This window comes from Sorangium sp. So ce117 (assembly GCF_051524395.1).
GTDB lineage: Bacteria > Myxococcota_A > Polyangia > Polyangiales > Polyangiaceae > Sorangium > Sorangium cellulosum_B.
Genome location: NZ_CP150309.1, coordinates 5,546,667 through 5,571,022, shown reverse-complemented (window position 1 = coordinate 5,571,022; position 24,356 = coordinate 5,546,667). Strand labels below are relative to the sequence as shown.

Annotated in this window: 20 protein-coding genes; 8 read left to right on the top strand and 12 right to left on the bottom strand. The window is 71.5% G+C overall.

All coding sequences use genetic code 11. The annotated features are described in order from the left end of the window. Positions 1-8: 8 nt before the first annotated feature. From WMF46_RS20810 to WMF46_RS20800, 3 genes are all read right to left on the bottom strand, one after another. Positions 9-992 (bottom strand): pyruvate dehydrogenase complex E1 component subunit beta, encoded by a 984-nt coding sequence (locus WMF46_RS20810; protein ID WP_437747272.1) that lies wholly within the window; start codon positions 990-992, stop codon positions 9-11. Further along, positions 989-1,966, bottom strand: coding sequence for a pyruvate dehydrogenase (acetyl-transferring) E1 component subunit alpha (gene pdhA, locus WMF46_RS20805; protein ID WP_437987188.1), 978 nt, complete (start codon positions 1,964-1,966; stop codon positions 989-991). Before pdhA ends, WMF46_RS20810 begins: the two co-directional genes overlap by 4 nt. A 200-nt stretch (positions 1,967-2,166) precedes the next feature. Continuing rightward, on the bottom strand, positions 2,167-3,588 hold the full coding sequence (locus WMF46_RS20800; protein ID WP_437987187.1) for a protein kinase domain-containing protein: 1,422 nt from the start codon (positions 3,586-3,588) through the stop codon (positions 2,167-2,169). Between the two features lie 179 nt (positions 3,589-3,767). On the opposite strand from WMF46_RS20800, the gene WMF46_RS20795 reads away from it, so the two are divergent. Continuing rightward, positions 3,768-4,823 (top strand): hypothetical protein, encoded by a 1,056-nt coding sequence (locus tag WMF46_RS20795; protein ID WP_437987186.1) that lies wholly within the window; start codon positions 3,768-3,770, stop codon positions 4,821-4,823. A gap of 117 nt (positions 4,824-4,940) precedes the next feature. Here the strand turns inward: WMF46_RS20795 and WMF46_RS20790 are convergent, their stop codons facing one another. Continuing rightward, positions 4,941-5,513: a hypothetical protein gene (locus tag WMF46_RS20790; protein ID WP_437987185.1), complete on the bottom strand. Its 573-nt coding sequence runs from the start codon at positions 5,511-5,513 to the stop codon at positions 4,941-4,943. A 144-nt stretch (positions 5,514-5,657) separates the two neighbouring features. Here WMF46_RS20790 and WMF46_RS20785 point away from each other — a divergent pair, with 144 nt between their 5' ends. Together WMF46_RS20785 and WMF46_RS20780 are read left to right on the top strand one after the other, a co-directional pair. After that, on the top strand, positions 5,658-6,755 hold the full coding sequence (locus WMF46_RS20785) for a M48 family metalloprotease (protein ID WP_437987184.1): 1,098 nt from the start codon (positions 5,658-5,660) through the stop codon (positions 6,753-6,755). Between the two features lie 116 nt (positions 6,756-6,871). Further along, positions 6,872-7,201 (top strand): FKBP-type peptidyl-prolyl cis-trans isomerase, encoded by a 330-nt coding sequence (locus WMF46_RS20780; RefSeq protein WP_012236426.1) that lies wholly within the window; start codon positions 6,872-6,874, stop codon positions 7,199-7,201. A gap of 115 nt (positions 7,202-7,316) precedes the next feature. On the opposite strand, the gene WMF46_RS20775 is transcribed toward WMF46_RS20780, so the two are convergent. Together WMF46_RS20775 and WMF46_RS20770 are read right to left on the bottom strand one after the other, a co-directional pair. Then, positions 7,317-8,552 carry a Stp1/IreP family PP2C-type Ser/Thr phosphatase gene (locus WMF46_RS20775; RefSeq protein ID WP_437987183.1) on the bottom strand — a complete coding sequence of 412 codons (1,236 nt, stop codon included), beginning with the start codon at positions 8,550-8,552 and terminating at the stop codon, positions 7,317-7,319. A 53-nt stretch (positions 8,553-8,605) separates the two neighbouring features. Beyond that, on the bottom strand, positions 8,606-9,406 hold the full coding sequence (locus WMF46_RS20770) for a hypothetical protein (protein WP_437987182.1): 801 nt from the start codon (positions 9,404-9,406) through the stop codon (positions 8,606-8,608). A gap of 148 nt (positions 9,407-9,554) precedes the next feature. Here WMF46_RS20770 and WMF46_RS20765 point away from each other — a divergent pair, with 148 nt between their 5' ends. Continuing rightward, complete coding sequence (locus WMF46_RS20765) at positions 9,555-11,006, top strand: sigma 54-interacting transcriptional regulator (RefSeq protein ID WP_437987181.1); 1,452 nt, start codon at positions 9,555-9,557, stop codon at positions 11,004-11,006. Between the two features lie 36 nt (positions 11,007-11,042). Here WMF46_RS20765 and WMF46_RS20760 read toward each other — a convergent pair whose 3' ends face one another. The 3 genes from WMF46_RS20760 to WMF46_RS20750 form a co-directional block, all read right to left on the bottom strand. After that, complete coding sequence (locus WMF46_RS20760; RefSeq protein WP_437987180.1) at positions 11,043-12,410, bottom strand: hypothetical protein; 1,368 nt, start codon at positions 12,408-12,410, stop codon at positions 11,043-11,045. A gap of 90 nt (positions 12,411-12,500) precedes the next feature. Continuing rightward, entirely contained in the window at positions 12,501-13,547 is a 1,047-nt protein-coding gene (locus tag WMF46_RS20755; protein ID WP_437987179.1) for a hypothetical protein, read from the bottom strand. Positions 13,548-13,885: 338 nt separating this feature from the next. Further along, positions 13,886-14,302, bottom strand: coding sequence for a YbjN domain-containing protein (locus WMF46_RS20750; protein ID WP_437987178.1), 417 nt, complete (start codon positions 14,300-14,302; stop codon positions 13,886-13,888). Between the two features lie 213 nt (positions 14,303-14,515). On the opposite strand from WMF46_RS20750, the gene WMF46_RS20745 reads away from it, so the two are divergent. After that, complete coding sequence (locus WMF46_RS20745; protein WP_437987177.1) at positions 14,516-16,327, top strand: N-acetylmuramoyl-L-alanine amidase; 1,812 nt, start codon at positions 14,516-14,518, stop codon at positions 16,325-16,327. A 40-nt stretch (positions 16,328-16,367) separates the two neighbouring features. Here the strand turns inward: WMF46_RS20745 and WMF46_RS20740 are convergent, their stop codons facing one another. Together WMF46_RS20740 and WMF46_RS20735 are read right to left on the bottom strand one after the other, a co-directional pair. Then, complete coding sequence (locus WMF46_RS20740; protein WP_012236418.1) at positions 16,368-16,955, bottom strand: response regulator; 588 nt, start codon at positions 16,953-16,955, stop codon at positions 16,368-16,370. A 3-nt stretch (positions 16,956-16,958) separates the two neighbouring features. Beyond that, positions 16,959-17,951 (bottom strand): NUDIX hydrolase, encoded by a 993-nt coding sequence (locus WMF46_RS20735; protein WP_437987176.1) that lies wholly within the window; start codon positions 17,949-17,951, stop codon positions 16,959-16,961. Positions 17,952-18,404: 453 nt separating this feature from the next. Between WMF46_RS20735 and WMF46_RS20730 the strand changes: the two genes are divergently transcribed. Beyond that, positions 18,405-18,767, top strand: coding sequence for a TraR/DksA family transcriptional regulator (locus WMF46_RS20730; protein ID WP_012236416.1), 363 nt, complete (start codon positions 18,405-18,407; stop codon positions 18,765-18,767). A gap of 126 nt (positions 18,768-18,893) precedes the next feature. Here the strand turns inward: WMF46_RS20730 and uvrA are convergent, their stop codons facing one another. Next, positions 18,894-21,887, bottom strand: a complete 2,994-nt coding sequence (gene uvrA, locus WMF46_RS20725; RefSeq protein WP_437987175.1) for an excinuclease ABC subunit UvrA — start codon at positions 21,885-21,887, stop codon at positions 18,894-18,896. Between the two features lie 251 nt (positions 21,888-22,138). On the opposite strand from uvrA, the gene WMF46_RS20720 reads away from it, so the two are divergent. Both WMF46_RS20720 and WMF46_RS20715 read left to right on the top strand, forming a co-directional pair. Continuing rightward, positions 22,139-23,197 carry an SUMF1/EgtB/PvdO family nonheme iron enzyme gene (locus WMF46_RS20720; protein WP_437987174.1) on the top strand — a complete coding sequence of 353 codons (1,059 nt, stop codon included), beginning with the start codon at positions 22,139-22,141 and terminating at the stop codon, positions 23,195-23,197. A 1-nt stretch (position 23,198) separates the two neighbouring features. Then, positions 23,199-24,188 carry a formylglycine-generating enzyme family protein gene (locus WMF46_RS20715; RefSeq protein WP_437987173.1) on the top strand — a complete coding sequence of 330 codons (990 nt, stop codon included), beginning with the start codon at positions 23,199-23,201 and terminating at the stop codon, positions 24,186-24,188. Positions 24,189-24,356: the final 168 nt, after the last annotated feature.

The window sequence follows — 24,356 nt, the reverse complement described above, 5'->3', positions numbered from 1 at the left end:
CCGCTCAGTCAGCTTTTGTAGAGAACGCGGTGAACATTTTCGATGATCCGCGATGCCTGCGGGATCACGTACTGCTCCAGCCGCGCGTTGTAGGGCATCGGGACGTCGAGCGTCGTCGCGCGCAGCACGGGCGCGTCCAGCTCGTCGAACGCGAGCCGCTGGATGCGATCGGCGATCTCCGCGCCGACGCCGCCGTACGGCCAGCCTTCATGCGCCACGACCGCGCGGTGCGTCTTCGTGACGCTCTGCACGATCGTCTCCTCGTCGAGCGGGCGCAGCGATCGCAGGTCCACGATCTCCGCGCTGATGCCCTCCTTCTCCAGCTCCGCCGCCGCCTCGAGCGCGACGTGCACCATCCGGCTCCACGCGATGATCGAGACGTCGGTCCCCTCGCGCACGATCGAGGCGACCCCGAGCGGCACGATGAAATCGGGGTCGTCGGGCACCTCGCCCTTCACGCCGTAGAGCGTCTCGCTCTCCATGAAGAGCACCGGGTTGTCGTCCCGGATCGCCGACTTGAGGAGCCCCTTGGCGTCCGCCGGCATCGCGGGCGCGAGGACCTTGAGGCCGGGGACGTGCGCGTAGAAGTGCTCCATCGAGTGTGAGTGCTGCGAGCCGACCTGCTTCGCCGAGCCGTTCGGCGCCCGCAGCACGAGCGGGATGGTGAGCTGCCCGCCGGACATCTGCCGGAGCTTCGCCGCGTTGTTGAGGATCTGGTCGAACGCCACGGCGGAGAAGTTCCACGTCATGTACTCGACGATCGGCCGGAGCCCGACCATCGCCGCGCCGATCGAGATGCCCGTGAACCCGCTCTCGGTGATGGGCGCGTCGATCACGCGCTTGCTCCCGAACTTGTCGAGCATCCCCTCGGTCACCTTGTAGGCGCCCTGGTAGTGCCCGACCTCCTCGCCGACGAGGTACACCCGCTCGTCGCGCTCCATTTCCTCGATCATGGCGGCGCGAACCGCCTCACGGAATCTTAGGACGGTCATCGCGCAAAAGGTCCTGCATAGGTTGTGGGCTCGAGCACCTCGGGCCCGGGTTCGGGGCTCTCCTCGGCGAAGCGGATCGCGTCGGTGATCTCGTCTTCTACCTCTTTCTCGATCGCCTCGATGGCGGCCTTGTGGCCCTTCTCCTCGAGCTCGATGCGAGAGCGAAGGAGCACGTCCTTCTTCTTGCGCTCCTCGAGCTCCTCCTTCGTCCGGTACTTGCCGGGATCGCTCATCGAGTGGCCCCGGAAGCGGTACGTCCTGATCTCGACCAGCGTCGGCTCCGACTGCGTGCGCGCCCGCGCGACGGCCTCGGCGAGGCGATCACGCACCTGGAGGACGTGCTCGGAGTTGAAGCGATCGCGCTCCATCCCGTAGGCGAGCGCCTTCAGCGAGACGTCCTCGACCGAGAGCGTCCGGGAGAGCGGCGTCCCCATCGCGTACTCGTTGTTCTCGCAGACGAACACGATCGGCAGCTTCCACAGCGCCGCGAGCGACATCCCTTCGTGGAAGTCGCCGATGCTCACCGCGCCCTCGCCGAAGAACACCATCGAGACCCGGTCCTCGCCGCGGTACTTCGACGCGAACGCGGTCCCGACGGCGATGGGGATGTGCCCGCCGACGATGCCGTAGCCGCCGAGCATGTTGTGCTCTTTGTCGAAGAAGTGCATCGAGCCGCCGAGCCCCTTCGAGCACCCGGTGACCTTGCCGTACAGCTCGGCCATCGCGGCGCGCGAGCTCATCCCGCGGGCGAGCGCGAGGCCGTGATCGCGGTAGGTGGTCATCACGTAGTCGTCGGGGCGGAGCGCCGCGGAAGCACCGACGGCGATGGGCTCCTGACCGATGTACAGGTGAAGGAACCCGCCGATCTTGCTCTGCGCGTACGCGCGGGCCGCTTCTTCCTCGAAGCGGCGTATCTGAAACATCTTTCGGTAGAGCGACAGATGGAGATCGTCGCCGTTTGTCAGGGTAGTCATCGCGGAGATCTCACGGGGCAGAACAGCAATTCAGACAGTCGCTAGCGCAGCGATCGGCGTGATTCCAGGGTGCCTCTCCGGGGCCTGCGACGGACCCAGCGAGGCGCTTGACGTCGGCCGTGCAGGACAGCGACGGTGCTTACTCGGGCTCCTTTACGGGAGTTTTTTCCGCGTGACAACGCATCCGCGATGTCACCCGTTCAACGCGCAGCAGCATCGGCATCACCGGCGTCCTGCGTGCCCGGCTCTGTGGTCTCTGGCACGCCGAGGTCGTCGGTCTCCGGTGTTCCGGCGTCCGCCCCTTGCTCGTCCTCGGGAAGCGCGGTCGGCGCGGGCGAGGTCGTGGCGCTGCCCGGCGCGCTCGCGCTGGGCTCCGCGGCGCTGGGCTCCGCGCTGACCGTCGCGCGCGCCGTGGTGTCGGCGGGGTCGTGCTTCGGGCGCGCAGGCCGCGTCGACGGCACAGGGCGCGGTCGGGGCGCCGTGGCGGCCGACGAGGCGATCGGCGCTGCTCCGACGGCGGGCTCCTCGGCGGGCGCGTCTGCAGATCGCAGCGCGGTGTGGAGGAGCAGCGCGGCCGTGGCCACGACCACGGCCGCGCCCACGGCGATCTGCCCCGCCTTCCGCTCGCGGGGAGGGAAGTCGGCGCCGAGCGGATCTGCGCGCACCGCCGCTGGCTCGGCGGGCAGCGCCGGCGTCGCCGTGACGGCGCTGTCCAGCATCCGCCTCGGCATCTGGCTGGAGGCGGCCCACTCGAGGCTGTTCGCGAACGCGGCGCCGAACTCGTCGCAGCTCGGGTACCTGTCCTCGGGTCGCTTCGACAGCCCGCGCGCGAGCACCTGATCGAGCGACGGCGGGAGGCCGAGCTCCTTCGCGATCGGCGGCGGCTCGTCGCTCGCGATCTTCGAGGCGACCGAGACAGCGTCGTCGCCCGGGAACGCGCGGCTCCCGGAGATCGCCTCGTACATGACGGCGGCGAGCGAGAACTGATCGCTCTCGGGCGAGAACTTCCCGACGCGGAACGTCTCCGGCGCGCTGTACGCGGGCGTCCCCATGAGCCCTCCCTGGTGCGTCAGCGTCGAGTCCGGGATCCGCGCGATGCCGAAGTCGGCGATCTTGCCGCCGTTCGCGGAGAGGATGATGTTTTCCGGCTTGATGTCGCGGTGGACGATGCCTGCCCGGTGCGCGATCGTGAGGGCCTCGCCGAGCTCGCATGCGAGGCGCGCCGCCTGGGACGCCGAGAGGGGCCGCTCGAGGAGGTGCTGCTTGAGCGTCGGCCCCTCGACGTACTCGAAGACGAGGTAGAGCCCGAAGTCCGGGTCCTCGCCGACGTCGTGGAGCGTGACGAGGTTCGGGTGGGTCACCCGTGCGGCGGCGCGCGCTTCGTGGCGCATCCTCACGATGAGCTGCTCGCGGACGTCGCGCGGGATGCGCAGGTCGTCGCGCAGGTGCTTCAGCGCGACGTCGCGATCGAGCAGCGGATCGTGCGCGAGCAGCACGCGCCCCATCGCGCCCTCGCCGAGGAGGCGCTGCACGTGGTAGCGGCCGAGGGCGGCGGGCAGCACGGAGCTATCGCTCGGCTGTGCGAGCGCGCCGCCGCCATCGGAGGACGAGGATCGAGGCACGTCGCGTCGGTTCTATCCGGCCGGCGGCCCCGGCGGAAGGCCTGGCCGGCGTCTCGCTTCCGGTTATGCTCTGCCGCAGCGCGCCCCGGGTCCACGAGCGGCGCTTGCGGTTCTGCGGCGGCGGTTCCCGCAGGGGCCTGGCGGCGCGCGGCATCCCAGAGAGGGCGCAGCGAGCACAGATGAGCACCGAGAGCGCGTCGAAGCCGGTCCAGGTCGCCGGAGCTACGAAGAAGCGAGGCAAGGCCAAGTACATCGTGCTCGTCGGCCTCGTTCTCATCATCGTCCTCGCCCAGCAGACGGGGCTCCTCGGCTTCGGCGTGGCGCACCTCCGCGCCGCGACCTTCCCGAGAGACGAGTCGCTGCTCGAATATGTCCAAGGCAACGTCCCCGGCGTGGTGATCGTCGACCCTCACCAGATCGACCTGCAGGCGCTCGGCGCGGAGGGGGGCGCGGTGCGGCTGCACATCGAGCGCACCCGTGACGACATCAAGAAGGCGACGGGCATCGATCTCGGGTTCGACGTCGACAAGCTGGTCGTCGCCCCGTCGCTCGTGGTCGCGCGCGGGCGTTTCAACGAGCAGAAGCTCGCGGAGCGCCTGGCGACGCACAGCTACGTCCAGGCAGAGTACAAAGGCGTGAAGTACCTGCTCCGCGCCGGCGAGGACGCGATCGCCGTGCGCGACGGGTCGATCCTGCTGTATGGCGCCGAGCCGGACATCCGCGCGAGCATCGACGCCGAGGAGGCCGGGACGTCGCTGGCGAGCCGGGACGAGGCGACGTCGCGCCTCGCGCACATCGGGTGGGATCGTCCCCTCCTGGGCGTCGCCCTCCTTTCCGAGAGCAAGCCGAGCCTCCGCGCGATCCTCACCGGCTCCACGGGCCCGCGCGCCGTCACCGTCGGCGTCTCGACGAAGGGCGGGCTCTCGGCGACCGTCGCGATCGACGCCGCGTCAGCCGAGGCGGCCGAAGAGCTCCGGAAGCTCCTCGAGGAGAAGCGCACGAACGTCGATGCGCTGAAGGCGCTCGTTGGCCCGGAGTCCGGGGCGGCGCTCGTCGAGATCGCGAAGCGCGCCACCCTCGCCGTGGAGCCGGGCGCCGGCCGGCTGACGGTGCAGGTGGAGGTGCGCCCCGAGGAGCTCGAGCTGCTCGCGAAGGCCGGCCATGCGGCGGCAGGCTCGCTCGGGGATATGTACAAAAATGTGCGGCTGCTTCAGCTCCTCGCGCCGGGCCCGTGAGGCCGTCGTCTGAGCGGAAGGCGCGCTCGGCCCGCATCGAGGTGGGCACAGCTGTGCGCGACGGCAGCGCCGCTCATGTCGAGCTGGAGCGGCCGGCGGTGCGTCCCTCGTCGAGGCTCAGGGCTCGGCGCAGCGCGGGCACCGCGCCTCGACCCGGTCTGTCGCGCTCTTGACCCGGGCGCGAGCGGAATCGCACCGCTGGTCCGCATCGCCGGCGAGCCCGCAGAGGTGCTGCGCCGCGCGGCTCATGGACGCGAGCGCGCGGCACGCGGTTTCGCACGGCGGCGCGGACGTCGGCTCGGCCTCGATCTTCTTGGCCGGGGGCTCGCCGCCGGCGGCCGTCGCCCGCGGTGACGGCGCGGCGCGGCTGTCGGGTACGCTCGGACTCGGCGGTGAAGCCGCCGGCGGCGGCGCTCCCGGCTGCGCCGCTTCCGCCACGGCCCGGCCTTCGTCGCGCTGTGCGGGCGCGCCGATCGCCTGATCGAGCTCGTCCTCCGCGCGCTCGAGCTCCGCGAGCGCATCATCGGCCGTCTCGACGGCGCTTCCCTTGTGCGGCGACATCGAGGTCGCGCCGGCGGGCTCCGGCGCCACCGGGGCTTGCGCGACGGAGGCGCCGCCGCAGCCAGAGAGCGCGGCGGCGCTGATCCACAGGGTGGCGGCTGCGGCAGACCAGGCACGGTGTCTGTTCATCGGTCCTCCTGCGCCTGACGCCCGGCGCCCGGCTTTCGGCTCATCGCTGCGCCGCGGCGTGCGCCACGGACCGCGACCGCGCGCCGAGATCTTGCGTGCGGCGCGGCGAGGTTGACCCCCTCGCCGTGCGCTATGCTCGCGGCGATGAATCTGCTTCGACCGATCGGCGCCCTCGTTCTGGCTCTCGGACTGGTCGCAGGCTGTCAGCGAGGCAGCTCGCGCCGGCCTGCGTCTCAGCCGTCGTACGGCCAGGCCTATCCTCCGTACGGCGCGCCCCAGCAGGGTGCTCCTCCACAGCAGCCCGGGTACCCGCAGCAGCCCGGGTACCCGCAGCAGCCCGGGTACCCGCCGGCGCAGACCGGGCCTGTGCCGGCGCCTACCTTCAACGTGCCCACGATGCCGGGGCTGCCTGTGCTCGGCGATCCCATCAACGACATCAACGTCAGCTGGCTCCAGTCCGAGGCCGGCGTCGTCATGGGCGCGTTGATCGGCGCGCTGCCGGCGGCCTCGCAGCAGAAGGTGAGGGGCATCCCCTTCATCGCCGATCCGACGGTGGGCGAGGTGAACGCGTTCGCCGGCTGTGACGACCAGCGGATGCCGTTCATGGCGATCACCGACGGGCTGCTCGAGGTCGAGGCGCAGATCGCGCAGTTCAAGGCGACCGACGAGGTCTTCGGGACGAGGAAGCTCGACGAGTTCCTGCGGATGCTCGCGCAGCGGCAGCGGCCTGGGCAGCCGATCGTCCGGCCGCCGGTGGGCTTCGTCGATCCGGTGCAGCACACGGACGCGCGCAAGGTCGAGCGGCAGCGCCAGCTCTACCACGAGCAGCTCGCGTTCGTTCTCGGCCACGAGCTCGGCCACCATCACCTCGGGCACACGGGCTGCGCGAACGGACAGGGGGGGAGCCGGGGCGTCACGCCCGCGGATCTCGGGCGGATGCTGTCGCGCACGCTCCCCATCTTCAACCAGCCGAACGAGATCGCGGCGGACGTGGCGGGCGTGAACAACCTGCTCGCCGCCGGCGCGCGGCAGCAGGGGTACCGATGGACCGAGGGCGGCGCGATGCTCACGCTCGGCTTCTTCGCGTCGCTCGATCAGCTCACGCCCGCCACGATCCTGTTTGCCTTCGAGCAGACGCATCCGCACCCGCTGCTGCGGCAGCCCGTCGTCCAGCAGACCGCCAACACCTGGCGGATGACCGGAGGCGCGCCCGTGTTCACGTTCCCTGGTTTCGGCGGCTGAGCCACGATTCCCCGGGCGTCTTTGCGCTCGCGGGCGCTCGTCCGGAGGGCTCATCTGCTGCTTCGGCTTGACGCGACCGTGCAGCGCTCCTCCCATCGCGCCGAAAGGAGTCGACCATGCAAGCAGAGCTCGGGATCGAGGACCTCAAGGAAGGCACAGGCGCGGAGGCGAAGCACGGCCAGCTCGTGACGGTGCACTACGTCGGCACGCTGACCAACGGCGACAAGTTCGACAGCTCGCGCGATCGCGGCCAGGGATTCTCGTTCAAGCTGGGGGCCGGGCAGGTGATCAAGGGATGGGATCAGGGGGTCGCCGGCATGAAGATCGGCGGCCTCCGCAAGCTGACGATCCCGCCGGAGCTCGGCTACGGCGCTCGCGGCTTCCCGCCCGTGATCCCGCCGAACTCGACCCTCGTCTTCGAGGTCGAGCTGCTCGCGGTCAAGTGATCTGCCGCGTCGGCCCCGCGGCGTCGGTCGCTGCTTGCGACCGGCGCGCAGGCCGACGCCGCCGGCGCGCAGGTCGACGCCGATGCAGCCGCCCCGAGCGCGCCCGCGGCGCGGCTCACGGCTTGATGGGGGCGCCACACTCGACGCAGAACCGGTTGCCGATGAAGAGCTCGTGCTTGCAGTGCGCGCACCTCGCGACCCGCACCTCGGTCGCGCGCTTTGCGGGCTTCGATGGCGGCGCTTCCTTCGCGGGAGGCCTCGCCGCCGTCGTCACCGCGGTGTAGCGACCGGAGCCAGCGGCGGCCCGCGAGCGCCGATCGGTGAACGGCGCGGCGGCCATGCGCGCCACCGTGCCTGGCGCGCTGTGGGCCTGGCTCCGCAGGCTGCTGTCCGCGATGGAGTGGACCTGCTGCGCCGCGACGTCGAGATCGACCTCGTCGACCTGGAGCTGCCCCTCGTGGACCGCCGCGGGCGGAACCGTCTCGCCGAACTCATCGACGTGGAGGGGCCGGGTGTCGTCGAGCTCGGCGCTGTTCGGTTGCCGCTCGTCCTGCGCGTCGAGCTGGATGCGGACGATCAGCGCCGAGATGTTGTCGGTCCCGCCCGCCTCGTTGGCCATCTCGATGAGGAGCTCGCAGGCCTCGTGCGGATCCTGGGTGACGTCGAACACATCGAGCATCTGCTGCTCCGAGATCATCCCGCTCAACCCGTCCGAGCAGAGCAAGAAGACGTCGCCGGGCTGGGTTTGCTCCGAGCGGATGTCGACCTTCACGGCGTCCTTCATGCCGAGCGCGCGCGTGATGATGTTCTTCGGGAGCCTCGCCAGCTCGTCCTGGCTCAGGTCCGGCTTGAGCGCGAGGGCGTCGTTGATGAGCGAGTGGTCCTTCGTGAGCTGCTCGATCTCGCCGTGTCGGATCCGGTAGCAGCGGCTGTCGCCGACGTGCCCGACATGGATCTGCTCCGTTTCGCACGACACGTAGGCGGCGACCACCGTCGAGCCCATGCCCTGGTGCTGGGTGTACGTGTTCGAGATGACGAACACATCGTGGTTCGCCTTGCGGATCGCCGCGACGACGCGCCGTGCTTCCGGATCGAGCTCCTGTTCGTCGGTCGGGACGGGGCCTGGCAAGCTGCCGGCGCGGGTCGCCTCGAAGAAGTTGTCGAGCGATTTGGTCGCGAGCGCGCTGGCGACGTTGCCCGCGTTGTGCCCGCCCATGCCGTCCGCCACGACGAAGAGGCCGAGATCGGACTTCACGAGGACGTTGTCCTCGTTGTGCTTTCGCTGGCGACCTACGTCGGTCACGGCAGCCGCGACGGGTCGGGTGCGGCTGCTCGTCCTGAACTCGCCCATTCGCGGCAGATTATACCTGCCCCTCGCTCTGGACCGCCCACATTCCGGCTGCTTTAGCGGCGGGCTGCTCCCTGGGAGCCGGTCGCTTGAGCGGCGATCCTCGGTGACGTACCGGCCGAGGCTGCCGGTGGTCGCGTGCCCCGGGGTAGGGGATCCAGCGCGAGGCGCACACCGAACTGGAAGAATCCGTAAGCCGTGGGGTCGGAACCCTCGTCAGGGCGGGAGAGGTAGGTGCCGGCGTCGAGCTCGGCGAACACGCCGACGCCAAGGATCGGGGCCGGGTAGAAGTCGGCGCCCAGCGCGATGCGGGCGACATCGAGACCGTGGAACACACGATCGGTCGCTGTCGAGCCGGCCGCCGAGGCCTCCGGCGATGTGAAGACCGTTCGCCGGTACCCCACGCCGTAGCTGATCCAGGGGTCGACCGCGATCCCCTGGGCGACGTGGTAGACGAACCCCAGACCCAGATCGAGGCTTCGGCCGGAGCAGTCGCTGCAGCCTGCTGCTGCCGAGAGCAGGGTGTAGGAGCCGCTTGCTTCCAGGACGGTCACGCGGCTCAAGCCGATGCCGAGGTTGGTCCCGAAGGCGAACCCGCCCGAGACCGTGTCGGCGACCGGTTGGCCGGCGGCCATGCCACCGAAGGGCTGGCTGTACCCGGCCCGTCCCTGGAGCAGGAGGTGTCCGCTTCGCTCGTCGGGCCCGGCGGGGCGCTTCACCCCGGCTTCCGGCCCGGCCTCCTCTTCTTCTTCCTCGGCTGCGGCCGTCTCCTCGGCTGCGGCCGTCGTCTGATCTGCGGGCTGGGCGAGGGCCTGGTTGGCCGAGAGCACCCAGCCCGCTGCCGCCACGCCGAGCATCGGCGCGGTCCACCTTGTCGAGCGCGATCTCACGAACGGCCTCTAGAACAGCGCGGTCCAGAGCGCAAAGGGGGCGCGTGCCGACGAGCAGGAATGTCGTCCGGGCGACGCAACTGCGCCTCGCGTGCCGACGACAAACCTCCTGGACATGGACGACGCACAGATCCGCAGCGACCACGACAGCCCTTCCAGACCCCTCACCTCGGCTCACGGCGATAGGGCGGCGTCCGCGCCGCCTGCGGCGCCGGCCGCGCCCCTCGTGGCGCTGCCGGGAGCGCTCGTCGGAGCGCCCGGCGGTCGATCGGACCCGGGCGCGCGCGGCGGTGAGCCCCTCTCGATCCGGGACGTCACCGTGGAGATCGTGGACGATAGCGACGCGCTCGCCACGGTGTGGCTCCGCTGCGAGCATCCCGGCGGAGGCGCTCCAGTGCGCATCGCCGTCGCGCCGGGGGCCGAGCTCATCCTGGGCAGCGCTCCGGCTGCGGACGTGAGGCTTGACGATGCCGCGGTGAGCGCCCGGCACTGCCGCGTCGCGCACCGCGGCGCATCGATCGAGGTGACGGACCTCGGCTCTCGCAACGGCGTTCGCGTGGGCGGCGTCCGCGTGCGGCAGGCGATGCTCGTTCCTGGCGGCTGCTTCGAGATCGGTCGCACGGCGATGTGCGTCGAGGCGGCCCGAAAAGTCCCGGTGATCGAGGAGGATGGGCCGCCGCTCCCCGGGCTCATCGGCCGCTCGCGGCCCATGCGGCAGCTCGCCGCGGCGGTGCGGCGGGTGGCGCCGCTCCAGCTCCCCGTGCTGCTGCGCGGCGAGTCGGGCACGGGCAAGGACCTCGTGGCCCGGGCGATCCACGCGGAGAGCCCCCGGGCCGACCGGCCGTTCGTGGTCCTGAACGCCGCCACGATCCTGCGGGAGCTCGCCGAGTCCGAGCTGTTCGGCCATCGTCGGGGTGCGTTCACCGGCGCGGTTCGGGAGCGCCAGGGGGCGTTTGTCGAGGCCAGCCATGGGACGCTCTTTCTCGACGAGATCGCCGCGCTCTCGCTGGAGGTCCAGGCGAAGCTGCTGCGCGTCGTGGAGGAGGGGATGGTCCGCCCGCTCGGCGCGGAGAGGGCGACGCAGGTCAACGTGCGGCTCGTCGTCGCCACCTGCGAGCCGCTGGAGACCCTCGTCAGTGAGCGTCGCTTCCGCGCGGATCTCTACGAGCGCCTGGCGGTGTGCCGTCTTCAGCTCCCCGCGCTGCGCGATCGGCCCGACGACATCCCGCTCCTGGCCGAGCACCTCCTGGCGAGCTCCGAGATTGGCCGGCGCCAGCTGTCCCCCGGGGCGCTCGCCGCGCTGAGGGCGCACCGCTGGCAAGGCAACGTCCGGGAGCTGCGGAACGTGCTCATTCAAGCCGCGCTGCGCGCGCATGGCCGTGTGCTGCCCGAGCACATCACGGCGGTCATCGCCGATCGGGAGCCCCCGGTCCGCCGGAAGATCACGCCCGCCGATGCGCTCCGCGCCTTCGAGGAGGTGGGCGGTAACGTCAGCGCCGCGGCGCGGCTCGCGGATGTCCCGCGGTCGACGATGCGGGATCTGCTTCGTGTCGCGAGGGATACGTGAGCTCGATCCGCGGCGCGCGCGCACCGGACCGCAGCGCTAGAAGGCGCCTGCGACGCTGAGCGTGGCCTGACCTGGCGCCACGAACGGCGCGATCGCGGTGATGCGCGGCCCGTCGGCCGCGGTCTGCTGCTTCTGCGGGTACCAATCGATCATGGCGTAGGTCGCGGTGCCGACGACCCCGACGCCGAAGAGGACCCACCCTGTGATCGCCAAAGGGACCGCGCCGTCAAAGCGGTCGAGCTTCTCGCGGAGCTTTCCGCACGCGTTCCTGAAGTCGGGGAGGTCGCCCGACGGATCTTCGCGCGCGCCACAGGGCTGAGACCTGCGGTTCGCGGGGATCGCGCTCTGGTGACCCGCGACGTACGTCTCGATCTGCTGCCCGATGTCGTCGGCGCTGCTGCGCGCGTCCACCGTGATGGCCGAGCCGACGATCCCCATGACCAGGCCGACCCCGGCGACGCCGGTCCCTGCCCAGGCGAGCGGCTTGCGAGCGTACCAGTGGAAGAACGGCTCGCGTCCGCCGGAGGCCTGCGCCGAGCTCATCGAGCCCATCGTGCTGCTCGTCGAGACGCTGACGGCGCCCGAGCTCGTCGGCGCTGCTGGTGACGGTGAGGGGCTTGGCGCGGCTGCGCCCGGAGCCATCGTGCCGGGAGCGGTCGCGCCCGGCACTGGCGGCGCGATGTTCGTCGCCGGAGGCTGTGCCGGCGTTGTCGGCACGGCGCCCGGGGGGGTCGGGGTGGGCGCGGCGGTCGGCGTCGCCGGGGTGGGCGCGCCGACAGGCGGCGTCGCGGGCGTCGCACCGCTCGTGCCCAGGGTGAGCGTCGCGGGCGTGGCTGTGCCGATCTTCGCGTCCACCTGCGTGGTCGCTGATCGGTCCAGGTAGGTCGCGAACAAGGTGTGCTTGCCGGGCGTCACGAACACCGGATCGAGCAGCGGCGCCTTGCCGATGAGGACGCCGTCAACGCTGATGTCCGCGCCATTCGCGTCGGCTGTCACGACGAGGAAGCCGGTCTTCCGTTTCACATCGGCGATCGCCTTCTCTGCTGCGGCGCGCTGCTCCGGCGTCGCCGCGGCGTGCTCGCGCAGGAACTGCTGCAGGTGCTTGCCGGCGTCTTGGAGGTGATTGGAGCGAAGCTCGCTCTGGCCGAGGTTGAGCAGCACTGCCGGGTGTCGCTTGAGCGCGTAGACCTGAAGGAACGCGGTGCGTGCCTCCTCGAACCGACCAGCGTCGTACGCCTTGACCCCTTCCTCGTAGCGCTGGCGCGCGACCTCGGTCACGGGATCGGACGGTTGCGCGAAGCTCAGCGGCTCGCTGAAGAGAGAAGGGGGGAGCCCGGCCTCCGTGAGCACGGCGGGAGCGATCAGCGAGAGCAGGAGGACTGGGGCGCAGGCGCGTGTTTTCATGGCTCCTCAGATCGGGCTTCGCCTCGTCGGCGTCCGCGAAAGGATACGATTGCAGCAGGCCTCGCTGCCGAGGCGAGAGAGAGGTGCGCTTCAGAACGGCGCATCGCGGATGATGCCGCCGCCCTTGCTGCCTCCGGTCGAGCTCGTGCCACGCTGCGCGGGTGCTGGAGGCGCGGGCCTCTGTGCAGGGGGGGCTGCCTTCGGGCTGGTCGCTGGCACCGCGGGCGTCGCTGCGCTCCCGGCGGAAGCGGGCGCCGTGGCCGATGCAGGCGCCGTGGCCGCAGGAGGCGTCGTGACAGAGGGAGGCGCCGCCGCGGCGGCAGATGCTGTCGCCGTGGGAGCCGGAGGCGACGCTGAGGCGCTCGGCGCCAGCGAGGCGCCGTCGTCCTTAGCGGTGGCGGCGGTCGCTGCGGCGGGGGGCGCCTGCGAGGCGGCGGGGGGCGTGGTCGCTGCGGCGGGTGTCTCCGCCATCGACGATGCCGCCGGGGGCACGGGATCCTCTCCGGCGTCGTCTTGACGCAACGTCCGAACGACGACGAGCAGCAAGGCCACGCCCGCGAGGGCGAGCACGACCCGCAGCGCCGTCTTGTTCGGCGTAGACACGGGGATCTCGATCGGATCGTGGTCTTCCGTGCGGACGCCTGACGCGGCCACGGAATCAGCGCTCTCCCTCGCCGGCTGCGCCGCGCGGGAGCCTCTGCGCGCCGGCCGTGCCGACGGCGGTTCGTTCTCCGGGGGCGGGGAGGGGGACCGGTCCACCCGCGGCTGCGGCTGCGGCTCAGCGGCGTGCGCGCCGGCCGCGGCCGCCGGCTCACCCATTCCTACCTGTGTTTTCCCTGCCGGCGCGGGCGGCTGGTTCCGCGTCACCGCGCCGCTCTCCTGGGCAATCGGGGCGCTCGCGTCCGCGGCGCCACCGGCCGTCCGGGCGTCGATGAGCGGCTGAGGCGAGGGGCTGGCCTGCTCACCGGCCCCCGCCGCGGGCGGCCCCGGCGGGTCCTCGCCGATCGCGATGGTCGGGACCCCCTCGATCACGGTGTCGGACACGCCGGACGCGCCGGCTGGTGGGGCCTCGATGACGCGCGTCGTGGGCGCCGCAGGTGCAGCAGGAGAAGGCGCCACCGCGGGTCCAGGCTTCACCGCCGGCGCTTCGGCGGGGGAGGCCGCCTGGGCTTCCGACGACTTCGCAGCGGATGCGCCGGGCTCCTGAGCAACGGCGCCGCCGCGCGGGTCGCCTCGGGCGCCCGACAGCTCGTCGAACCCCTCCCAGGATGGCCGGATCGACGACGCGATCCGTTCCGCCTCCTCAGCAGAGAGGGAGCGCTCACCAGGTTCCGCGGTCGTCGGTTGCTCCCCCGCAGTCATCGCGGTGAGGAACTTACCACCCGCGTCTGCTGCACCGCAATCTCGCGACGGATCGTCGCATCACGGGCTGCCGCGCACGCCCCCCGGCGCCCACGGAAACCACCGCGAACGGCTCACCCGCCGCGCACCTCGCGCAGCAGCGCGTCATCCCAGGTGTCCGCGACCTGGCTCACCGTCGTGACGATATCCTCGAACTCTTCGTAATCGAGCGCGCTGAGGCGCCGCAGGCAGCGCACCACCACCTCGTTGCGCGACTTGTCGATCGCGAAGGCCGCGTCGGAGGTGATGACGAAACTGAGCTCCAGGAGACGCCTGTAGAAGGCCTCGCGCCCGCTCAGGGGGACGGCCATGATGGGAGAGAAGACCATCAGGACGCCTTGAGCCTCCAGCACGTTGACGCCGATCGTCGCGCTCCCGTGCTGAAGCTGCGCGTACCCCGTCTCGTCGAGCGTGCTGTCGCCAGCGCTGCTCGGCGATCTGGTCCCGCCTTGAGAGCTCGCGTTGTACCGGGCGAGATACGCGTTGACCATGCTCGTCGCGTCGGCAAACCTCTCCCCCGACGCGCGGTCCGCGTAGAGGGGTCCTGTGGATGAAGTGGGCGTGAGGTCGGGCACGTGAAACCTCCTGGACGCATCGCCAGTCGCTCGGCGCGCGGGGCTGAACTGGCGAACCGACAGCACACCAGCCCGGCGTGGTTGCATCGTAGCGCTCCGGCGTTCGCGGTGATCGCGCTTTTTGCAGTGGTGGCGCACGCCACCCTCGGGTGCAGCGCGGAGGGCAGCGCGCCGGCTGCGCCCGCCGGCATCTCCGACGAGGAGCGCGCCGCCGCGCTGCTCGATCCGGCTGCGCTCCTCCCCCCCCGCGCCGAGACGGTCGCCCTCGCCGATGCCGTCGCCATCGCGTCATCGCGCGCCGGGGCGCCGGCGCAGGCGGCCTCGCTCGCGGAGCTGGCCGGCGATCTTCGCGTGCGGCTCTTCCGCCTCGATCAGGCGGTCACCGACGCGCGCGAGGCGATGGAGCTCTACAGCGCGGCGGCGACGGCCTTCCGCGCCTCGGCCGATCCGGCCAACGTCGAGCGCGCGTGCCAGGCCGAGCGCCGCCGCGCGCTGCTCGCCGGCGAGCTCGCTCACGACGCGGCCGTGGCGTACCGCGAGCTCTACCTGGTCTCGCGGCGCTACGCCGCCCTCGCCCCGCCCGCGCCGTCCGGCGGCGCGCCGCGCTCGCAGTGCCTGGGCGCGCTCGCGCTCGCGCTCGCGCAGGCCGCTGCCTACCGGCCGAGCGGGGATGCGCTGCGCGCGCTGGAGCAGGAGGGCCACCGCGTCGAGGGCGTCGCGCTCGCGCTCGCATCGAGCCCGGCGCCGGGCTCCTCCGCCGCGCCCGCCAGCTCCGCGGGCGCGGCGCCGGTGCAGGTGACGACCGCCGAAGCCACCGGCGATGTCGTCGTCGCCCCCCGGGCGCCGGCCGCGCCCACCGGCCCGGTGAAGATCACCTCGATCGAGCGGCACGGCTCGGACAAAGGGGCGCGCGTCGTTGTCGAGCTCTCCGCGCCGACGACGTTCGACGTCGGCACGCTCGCGGCGGACGAGAGCGCCGGCAAGGACGCGCGCGTGTTCGTCGACATCGCGAGGGCGACGTCGCGCGGCATCGCGAGGGAGATCGAGGTCGGCGGCGTCCTGCGGCGGGTGCGCGTCGGCGTCCAGCCGGATGGAACGCGCGTCGTCCTCGATCTCGCCGCCAACCTGCACCGCCGGATCTTCTACCTCCCCGATCCGTTCCGGATCGTCGTCGACGTGAGCACCCGCCCTCCGTTGCGCGATGACAAGGACAGCCCCGGCGGCGCGCGAGAGGTCCGGCGCGTCGCGATCGACCCGGGGCACGGCGGCAACGACACCGGCGCCGTCGGCCCCACCGGGCTGAAGGAGAAGGACGTGACGCTGGACGTCGCACACCGCGTCGCCCCGCTCCTCGCGCGCGAGCTCAAGATCGAGACGCTCCTCACGCGGGACAGCGACACCTACGTCCCGCTGGAGCTCCGCACCGCGCGCGCGAACGCGTTCCACGCCGACCTGTTCGTCTCGATCCACTGCAACGCGAGCGAGAACGGCCGCGCTCGTGGGGTCCAGACGTTCTCGCTCGCGGCCCCTCACGACGGCGAGGCGACGTCGGCGCAGCTCGCGGCGCGCGAGAACGCCGCCCGCGCCGGGCGGGGAGGGCAGGGCGTGGACCCAGGTGATCCCGGCGCCCGCCTCGAGGTGGCGGCGATCCTGTCGAACCTCAACGTCGGCGACATGGCGGCCCGCTCGCGCCACTTCGCCGAGCTCCTCCAGCGGTCCTCGCTGGCCTCGCTCTCGCCCCGCTACCCCGACACGAAGGATCAGGGCGTCAGGGGCGCGGGCTTCTTCGTCCTCGCGGGCGCCGACATGCCGGCCGCGCTGTTCGAGACCGCGTTCATCTCGAACCCCGAGGACGAGGCTCGCCTCGCGACCGCCGACTTCCGGCAGAAGATGGCGGACGCCATCGTGAACGCGATCCGCGCCTACCGCGAGGGCAAGTGAGGGGCGCCGCTGGCCTGCGCGGGCGTCGCCCGCGCAGGCGTCAGCCTCGCTCGAGGCCCATGAGCCGCTCGAGCGAGTCGCGCAGCTCGCCGGCCTCGCCCTTCTTGATGAAGTCGTAGGCGCCGGCCTCGGTCGCGTTCTTCTTCATGTCCTCGTGGTTCGAGTACACGATGCAGCGGATGTGCGAGGTCGCGTCGATGGAGCGGAGTCGCTCCAGGCAGCGCACGCCGTCGAGGCCCGGCATCATGATGTCCAGGATGAGCGCGTCGGGCTGGAGGTTGCCCACCGCGACGAGCGCGTCGAACGGATCCTGGAACGTCGTCAGGTCGAACCTCCGCGACAGCGTCTTGCGGAGCGCGGCGAGGACGGAGGGGTCGTCGTCGACCACGACGACCTTCGGCTTGCCCATCCGGAGGATCTCCGGGATCGGGTAGCCGTACTTTCGGAGGAAATCGAGCACGTCCAGCCGCCGGAAACGGAGGTGCCGTCCGGGCGTGCGGAAGTGGCGGATCTCCCCCTTGTCCGCCCAATTGTGGATGGTCTTGAGGTCCACCTGACAGAAGCGCGCGACGTCGCTCGCGGTGAACAGCTCGGGCTGCGTCGTGTTCTCTTTCGGGTTCGTTTCCATGGCTCACTCCTCGAGATCAGGCGTCGCCGGCACGGAGGGGGCATTCGTCTGGGGGGCGTCGAAGCTGGTCGGCACGGGTGGATCTGGCTCTCGTTCCTGTTTGATGTGGATCAGGGATCCATGTGCGCAGCATTCTTCGGCGACGAAGCGCCCGTTGCGCAGGACATAACGGGTCGGACCCTCGGCGCGCCGATCGCGCGTCTCGTGCGAAGGGTCGCCTGGCAGCGCCAGGAAGGGCGGCTCGGCCCCATCGCCCGGGACGAAGCGCGGACAGATCGGCAAGAGCGACTGGCGTTCCGCGAGCGCCACGGCGCTGCGCACGTCCGCGACCGCGGTGAGGAGCTCGAGCGTGCGTGAAGTCGGCGGAGCGAGAAGGATCTCCCCACGCGCGGCGCGCTCCAGGACCTCGGACGGCGCTGCCCAGAAGCTCATCGTCGTCTCGTGCCCGTCGTGCCGCCCGATCTGGCCTGGCGGTAGCGGTAGCAGGAAGAAGCGCGCGTCGAAGCGCCGCGCCTCGGCGAGGGGCGTGATCCACCGCGCCCACGGGACGAGCGCCGCGAGCGCGAGCTTCAGGCCGCGCCGCGCGAGGACCGCATCGAGCGGCGCCCCGCCGGCGAGCTCCCGCCCCACCGCGTCGACCTCGTCGCCGGACAGCGGAAGATCGGTCGGCAGGATGCCCCCTTCCTCCAGCGTCTCGCGGCACGCGGCCACGCACAGCGCTCGCGCCGGCGTCTCGCCCGTCGCGAACGCAGCGGCGCGCGCCGGTGGCTCGGTCGCCCGATCCCTCCAGACTTCCGCGCCGTCCTGCGCGTCCACTTTCCCACCAGGGAACACCACGGCGCCCCCCATGAAGCTCGAGCTCGCGTGGCGGCGAACGCAGAACACCTCGATTCCAGCGCGACCGTCACGGAGGACGATCACCGTGGAGGCATCGCGGGGACGGACCGGGGTTCGGTTCTGATCGAAATCCAGCAATATGGGATAAATTTGTTCCACGTGAGCTGCCTTTCGTCAAACCGTCCGCTGCGTCTCATTTCCGGCGTGCTCTGGCGTGAGCATGCGGATTTGAGGCCAAGTCCGCCGCCTTTTCCGGCGGCTCGGGGACTTCCCGCAGATGCTTTCCACGCTGTCCCGACAACCGATGCCGATTGATGCCGCAGCGTCCGGTCGGTCGCGGGCGTGATGGCGCTTGATGGGATGGCGATGGCGAATCGAGAGGCATCGGCCGCAGTGAATTCGGGCGATCTCTGCCTGCGACGGAGGCGTCGTTGACGGGCTCGGCTCCCACGCTTAGAATCCCGCGCCTCGCAATTTCGGGGGGCTATCTGGCCTCTCCGGACATGTCGCGGAGCCGTTAGTCCCGGCAGCCGGGGTCAGCGCCCCGCGGCTTGCATGCGCCAGGGAGCTCAGACGGCAGCGCCGAACGGCGCATTCGACGCGAGAGGACCTATGAACAAGGCCCAGCTGAAAAAGTTCAAGACCCTGCTTGAGACGAAGCGCGACGAGATCGTCAAGAAGGCCAAGCAAACGCTGACCGAGGACATGATGCTCGACGCGAACGATCTCCCTGACGAGATGGACCTCGCGTCGAGCGAGTACCTGCAGTCGTTCACCTTCCGGCTCCGTGGCCGCGAGAAGTCGTTCCTCGACAAGATCCAGAAGGCGCTCGTGAAGATCGAGGACGGCTCGTTCGGCAAGTGCGAGGAGTGTGAGGAGGAGATCTCGGCGAAGCGCCTCGAGGCGCGCCCCGAGACGACCCTGTGCATCCGCTGCAAAGAGGATCAGGAGCGGGTCGAGAAGGACTACGGCTGACGCTGCGCCGCGCGAGGAGGCCGGCCGCCGGTCGCCTCCTTGCGCGAGGGTGCCTCGGCGCCGTCGGGCGTGCGCTCCTGCTCCCGGTCCACCTCGCGCGGACCGGGAGGGGCCACGCCCGTTCTGCTATTTGCGGGCGGCCGCGCGGCTGCGCGGCTGCTGCGGGGTGCGACGCTTCGACGCCACGAGCACCTCGCGCAGGTACGCGCCGGTGTAGGACGCCTCCTCCTGCGCGATGTCCTCCGGGGTGCCAGCGGCGACGATCGTCCCGCCGCGCTCGCCGCCCTCGGGGCCGAGGTCGATCACCCAGTCGCTGCAGGCGATCACGTCGAGGTTGTGCTCGATCACGAGCACGGTGTTCCCGGCGTCGCGCAGGCTCATCAGGCTCGCGGTGAGCACCTCGATGTCGGAGAAGTGCAGGCCCGTCGTCGGCTCGTCGAGCACGTAGAGCGTGCGGCCGGTGGCCTTCCGCGCGAGCTCGCGCGCGAGCTTCACCCGCTGCGCCTCGCCGCCCGAGAGCGTCGTCGCGGGCTGCCCCAGCGTGATGTAGCCGAGCCCGACCCGCGCGAGCGCGGCGAGCCGCTCCCGGACGCGGGGGAGCGCCTCGAACTGGTCGATCGCCTGCTCGACCGTCAGGTCGAGCGCGTCGGCGATCGACATCCCGCGGTAGAGCACCTCGAGCGTCTCGCGGTTGTACCGGCGGCCGCCGCACGTCTCGCACGTCACGAAGATGTCGGGCAGGAAGTGCATCTCGATCCGGAGCACGCCGTCGCCCTGGCAGGCCTCGCACCGGCCGCCCTTCACGTTGAACGAGAAGCGGCCCGCCTTGTACCCGCGCGTCCTCGCCTCCGGGAGGCCCGCGTAGAGCTCGCGGAGGAGCCCGAAGACCCCCGTGTACGTCGCCGGGTTCGAGCGCGGCGTGCGGCCGATCGGGGCTTGATCGATCGAGATGACCTTGTCGATGTGCGAGAGGCCCTCGATGCCGTCGCACGCGCCGATCGGGGCGGAGCTCCTGTACAGCTCGTTCTTCGCGGCCGGCAGCAGCGTGTCGACGATGAGGCTCGACTTGCCCGAGCCCGACACGCCGGTGACCGTGCAGAAGAGGCCGACGGGGATCTCGGCCGTGACGTTGAGGAGGTTGTGGGCCCGCGCGCCGCTCACGCGGATGAAGCGCCCGTCGGGGCGCTGGCGCTTCGTGGGGATCGCCAGCTGCTTCTTGCCGCTGAGGTACGGGCCGGTGATCGACGCCGGATCGGCGCTCAGCTCCTCCGGCGTGCCCTGCGCCACCACGTTGCCGCCGTGCACGCCCGCGCCCGGGCCCATGTCCACGATGTGGTCGGCCGCGAGGATGGCGTCGCGGTCGTGCTCGACGACGACCACGGTGTTGCCGAGGTCCACGAGCCGCCTGAGCGCCTCGAGCAGGCGCGTGTTGTCGCGCGCGTGCAGGCCCACCGAGGGCTCGTCGAGCACGTAGAGCACGCCGACGAGCGCGGCCCCGATCTGCGTCGCGAGGCGGATGCGCTGGCCCTCGCCGCCGGAGAGGGTCTGCGCGGAGCGGTCGAGGGTGAGGTAGTCGAGCCCGACGTCGATGAGGAACCCGAGGCGGGCGATCACCGCCCGGAGCAGCGGCTCCGCGATCGCGCGCTCGCGCGGCGCGAGCGCCCCGTCGACGTGGGCCTCGCCCGCGGCCTGCCCATCGGCGGGGGCCCGCGGCGCGCTTCCCTTTGCGGCCTGCGGCGCGCCTTCCTTCGGCGGCATGAGGCCCTCGAGGAAGACGCGCAGCGTGCGCAGCGGCAGGGTGCCGACGTCCGCGATGTTGCGATCCCCGAGGCGCACGGCGAGCGCCTCCGGACGCAGGCGCCTGCCGTCGCAGGCGTCGCACACGCGCGTGATGACGAAGCGGCCGATCTCGTCGGAGAGCGCGGCGCTGTCCTCGTCGGGATCGGCCTCCTCCTCATCGGCGAGGGCGGGCTCGCCGCTGCTCAGCAGGCGCTCGAGCCGCGGGATGATCCCCTCGTAGGCGGCCCTCTTCTTCCCCCGGCCGCCGGCGCCCTGGGCGTCGCTCCCTTCGAGGATCGCCTGCCGCGCCGCCGCCGGCAGCTTCGCCCACGGGACGTCCGGATCGCAGCCGAGCGCGCTGACGGCCCGCTCCGTCTCCGTGGCGAGCGAGAGCGAGCCGCGGCGCCCCCAGGCCACCACCGCGCCTTCGCGGAGCGTGCGCCGAGGATCGGGGACCACGCGGTCCGGATCGATGCGGGTCCTCGCGCCGATGCCGTCGCAGGCGGGGCACGCGCCGTGCGGGCCGTTGAAGGAGAACATCCGCGGCTCGATGGGCGGCAGCGAGATGCCGCAGTCGATGCACGCGAAGCGCTCGCTCATCCAGAGCGGCTCGATCTTCATGCCGTCGCTGGAGATGTCGACGAGCAGCCTGCCCTCGCCCAGCTTGAGCGCGAGCTCGACGGAGTCGGTGAGCCGGCCCTTGATGCCGTCCTTGACCACGATCCGGTCCACGACCACGTCGAGGTCGTGCGCGCGCGTCCGGTCGAGGACGAGCTCGTCGCCGAGATCGACGATCTCGCCGTCGATGCGCGCTCGCACGAAGCCCTCCCGGCGCAGCCGCTCGATGTCGAGCTTCAGCTCTCCGCGGCGGCCTCGCGCGATGGGCGCCATGATCGTGACCCGCGTCTTGTCGCCGAAATCGAGGATGCGGTCGACGATCTGCTGCACCGTCTGGGCCTCGATCCGCTTGCCGCACGCGGGGCAGTGCGGGGTTCCGACCCGCGCGAAGAGCAGGCGGAGGTAGTCCGAGATCTCGGTCACCGTGCCGACGGTCGAGCGCGGGCTCTTCGCCAGCGCGCGCTGCTCGATGGCGATGGCGGGCGAGAGGCCCTCGATCGACTCGACGTCCGGCTTGGACAGCTGCTCGAGGAACTGCCGCGCGTAGGCGGAGAGCGACTCGACGTAGCGGCGCTGCCCTTCCGCGTAGATGGTGTCGAACGCCAGGGACGACTTGCCCGAGCCGCTCGGGCCGGTGATCACCACCAGGCGGTCGCGCGGAAGCGACACGCTGACGTTCTTGAGGTTGTGCTGCCGGGCGCCTCGAACGACCAGTCGATCCATAGGGGGAACCGGAGAGCTATCACACACGGAAGCGGGCGTGGCGCCGCTCCTGCTCGCCGCTCGCTGCTCTGTTGGCTCTGTTGCCCCTGTCGCCCTGGTGGCCCCGCCCCGTCGCGTGCCGCGCGCCGCGACGCGCAGCGCACGGCGCGCGCCAGGTCTTCCGGTTGTCTTGCAATTCTTCTCACGTCGCTGCGCTGCGAGCTGGACTATGAGAGGGCGCGCAGGTGGAAGCGCGTGCAAGGAGTGTCCTGATGGCGGTCGGCGCCGGCGCTGCGCTCGGCGTGGTCGCGCTCCTTGCGCGGTACGCCCCTGAGCTCGACGCGCTGCTGCTCGAGCCGCCCTCTCCGTCCGGGCGCTCCGAGCCCGGCCCCGCTGCGGCGCGTTCTGTCGGGCCCGCGGCACCAGCATCGTCCACGCCTGCTCCCGCCACGGCCGCTGGTCAGGGGGAGGCAGCAGCGCCCGCTCCGGGCTCGCCTCCCGGTGCGGCCCCGGCTCGGCGAAGCGCGAGCCAGCAGGCCGCCGCGGCGGCCCCGCTGGTCGATCCCTTCGCGGCGGATCCGGCGGCGCGCGCTGCGTGTCCCGCCGACATGAGCCTCGTGGAGGGCGATTTCTGTCCATCCCTCCCGTATGTCTGCACCCGCAGCGGCGATGGAGCCGGCCATGGCTGCCCCGAGTACGGGCGCGGCGCCCGCTGCCGGGCTCCGGTGGATCACCGGCGCTTCTGCATCGACCGCCACGAGTGGCCGAACCGGGTGGGCGAGCTCCCGCGCGTCTACGTCGACTGGTACGAGGCGAAGTCGCTCTGCGCCTCGATCGGCAGGCGGCTGTGCCGGCGCTCCGAGTGGATGCTCGCTTGCGAAGGACCGAAGCGCCTGCCGTATCCTTGGGGCTTCGTGCGCACGCCCAGCCCTTGCAACATCGACCGCGCCGCGATCGAGTTCGACATCGACGCCATGGTGGACGAGGCGACCCGCGAGGGCGAGATCGCCCGGCTGTGGCAGGCCGATCCCATCGGATCGCACCCGAACTGCATCAGCGCCTACGGGGCGTACGACCTCTCCGGCAACGTCGACGAGTGGACCGACAACCTCGCCGACGATCCGGGCACGTCGCGCCCGGCCACGCTCAACGGCGGCTACTGGGGTCCTGTTCGGAACACCTGCCGCCTCACGACCGGAGGGCACGGGCCGACGTTCAAGTTTTACCAGGTCGGCTTCCGCTGCTGCGCGGACACGGTCGACGGCGTCGTCACGCCGCCGCCGCGGCCCTTCATCGAGCGCGACCGCGAGAAGGACGGCGTGTACGACTGACATGCGCGAGCGCATCGCCTTCATCGCCGCCCTCGTCGTCGCCGCCCTGGTGAGCGCGCTCCTCTTTGCCCCCCGCTTCCAGAGGCCGCCTGGGCCGCTCGACGCGGCGAGCGCGGCCCCGGCTGCGAGCATCGCCCCGCCGGAGCCGGCCCCGCCCGCGCCCGCGCTGGCGCCTCCGGCGCCACCGCCGCTGCCTGCGTACGTGCGCGTCGACCCGGAGAGCCGCGCGGCGTGCCTCGGCGGGATGGTGCTCGTCGACGGCATCTATTGCCCGTACGTCGGGCACCACTGCGCCGCTTACATCGACGAGGAGAAGGACATCTGCGCGCGGTTCGAGCCGGAGGTCCTCTGCGAGGGGCGCCTTCAGCACCGGCGCTTCTGCATCGACGTCTTCGAGTACCCGAACATCGAGGGCGTCCGCCCGGTGGTGATGGTCAACTGGCTGGAGGCGAAGCGCGCCTGCGAGATCGAGGGCAAGCGGCTCTGCTCCGGCGAGGAGTGGGAGTTCGCGTGCGAGGGGCCGCAGATGTGGCCCTATCCTTACGGGATCGCTCGCGATCCCGACGCCTGCAACATCGACAAGAAGATCTCGATGCCGGTGCTCGAGACGTTCGCTGACCCATGGAAGATCTCGGCGGAGGTCGAGCGGCTCGATCGCCGGGTTGCGTCCGGGGAGATGCACCGGTGCGTCAGCCCCTTCGGAGTGCGCGACCTGACCGGCAACGTCGACGAGTGGGTGAACAATGAGCTCGGCACGCTGGACGAGAAGCCGTTTCGATCGACGCTGAAAGGGGGCTACTGGGGGCCGATCCGCTCGCGATGCCGCCCGGTCACGTCGACGCACAACCGGTGGTTCCGCTTCTATCAGGTCGGGTTCCGGTGCTGCTCCGACGCCCTCGACGGGGGCAAGGCCGTGACCCCGGCGGCCAAGACAGCGCGCATCCCGCGCCGCAGCCCGATGGTCGATCCGGGCGGGCGGCAGGGGCCGTGAGGGGCCGCAGCCCGAGCGGGTCTGTGGCGCGGCTCTGGCGCGGCCTCTGGCGTGGCCTAACCGCGCACGCCGGCGCAATGTCCGTGCGCCATGCCCGGCGAGGCCTCCCTCGCGTTGCGCCCCGTCTGCGGACGGGCTTCCCTCACGGCCGAGCCACCCCCGACCGCC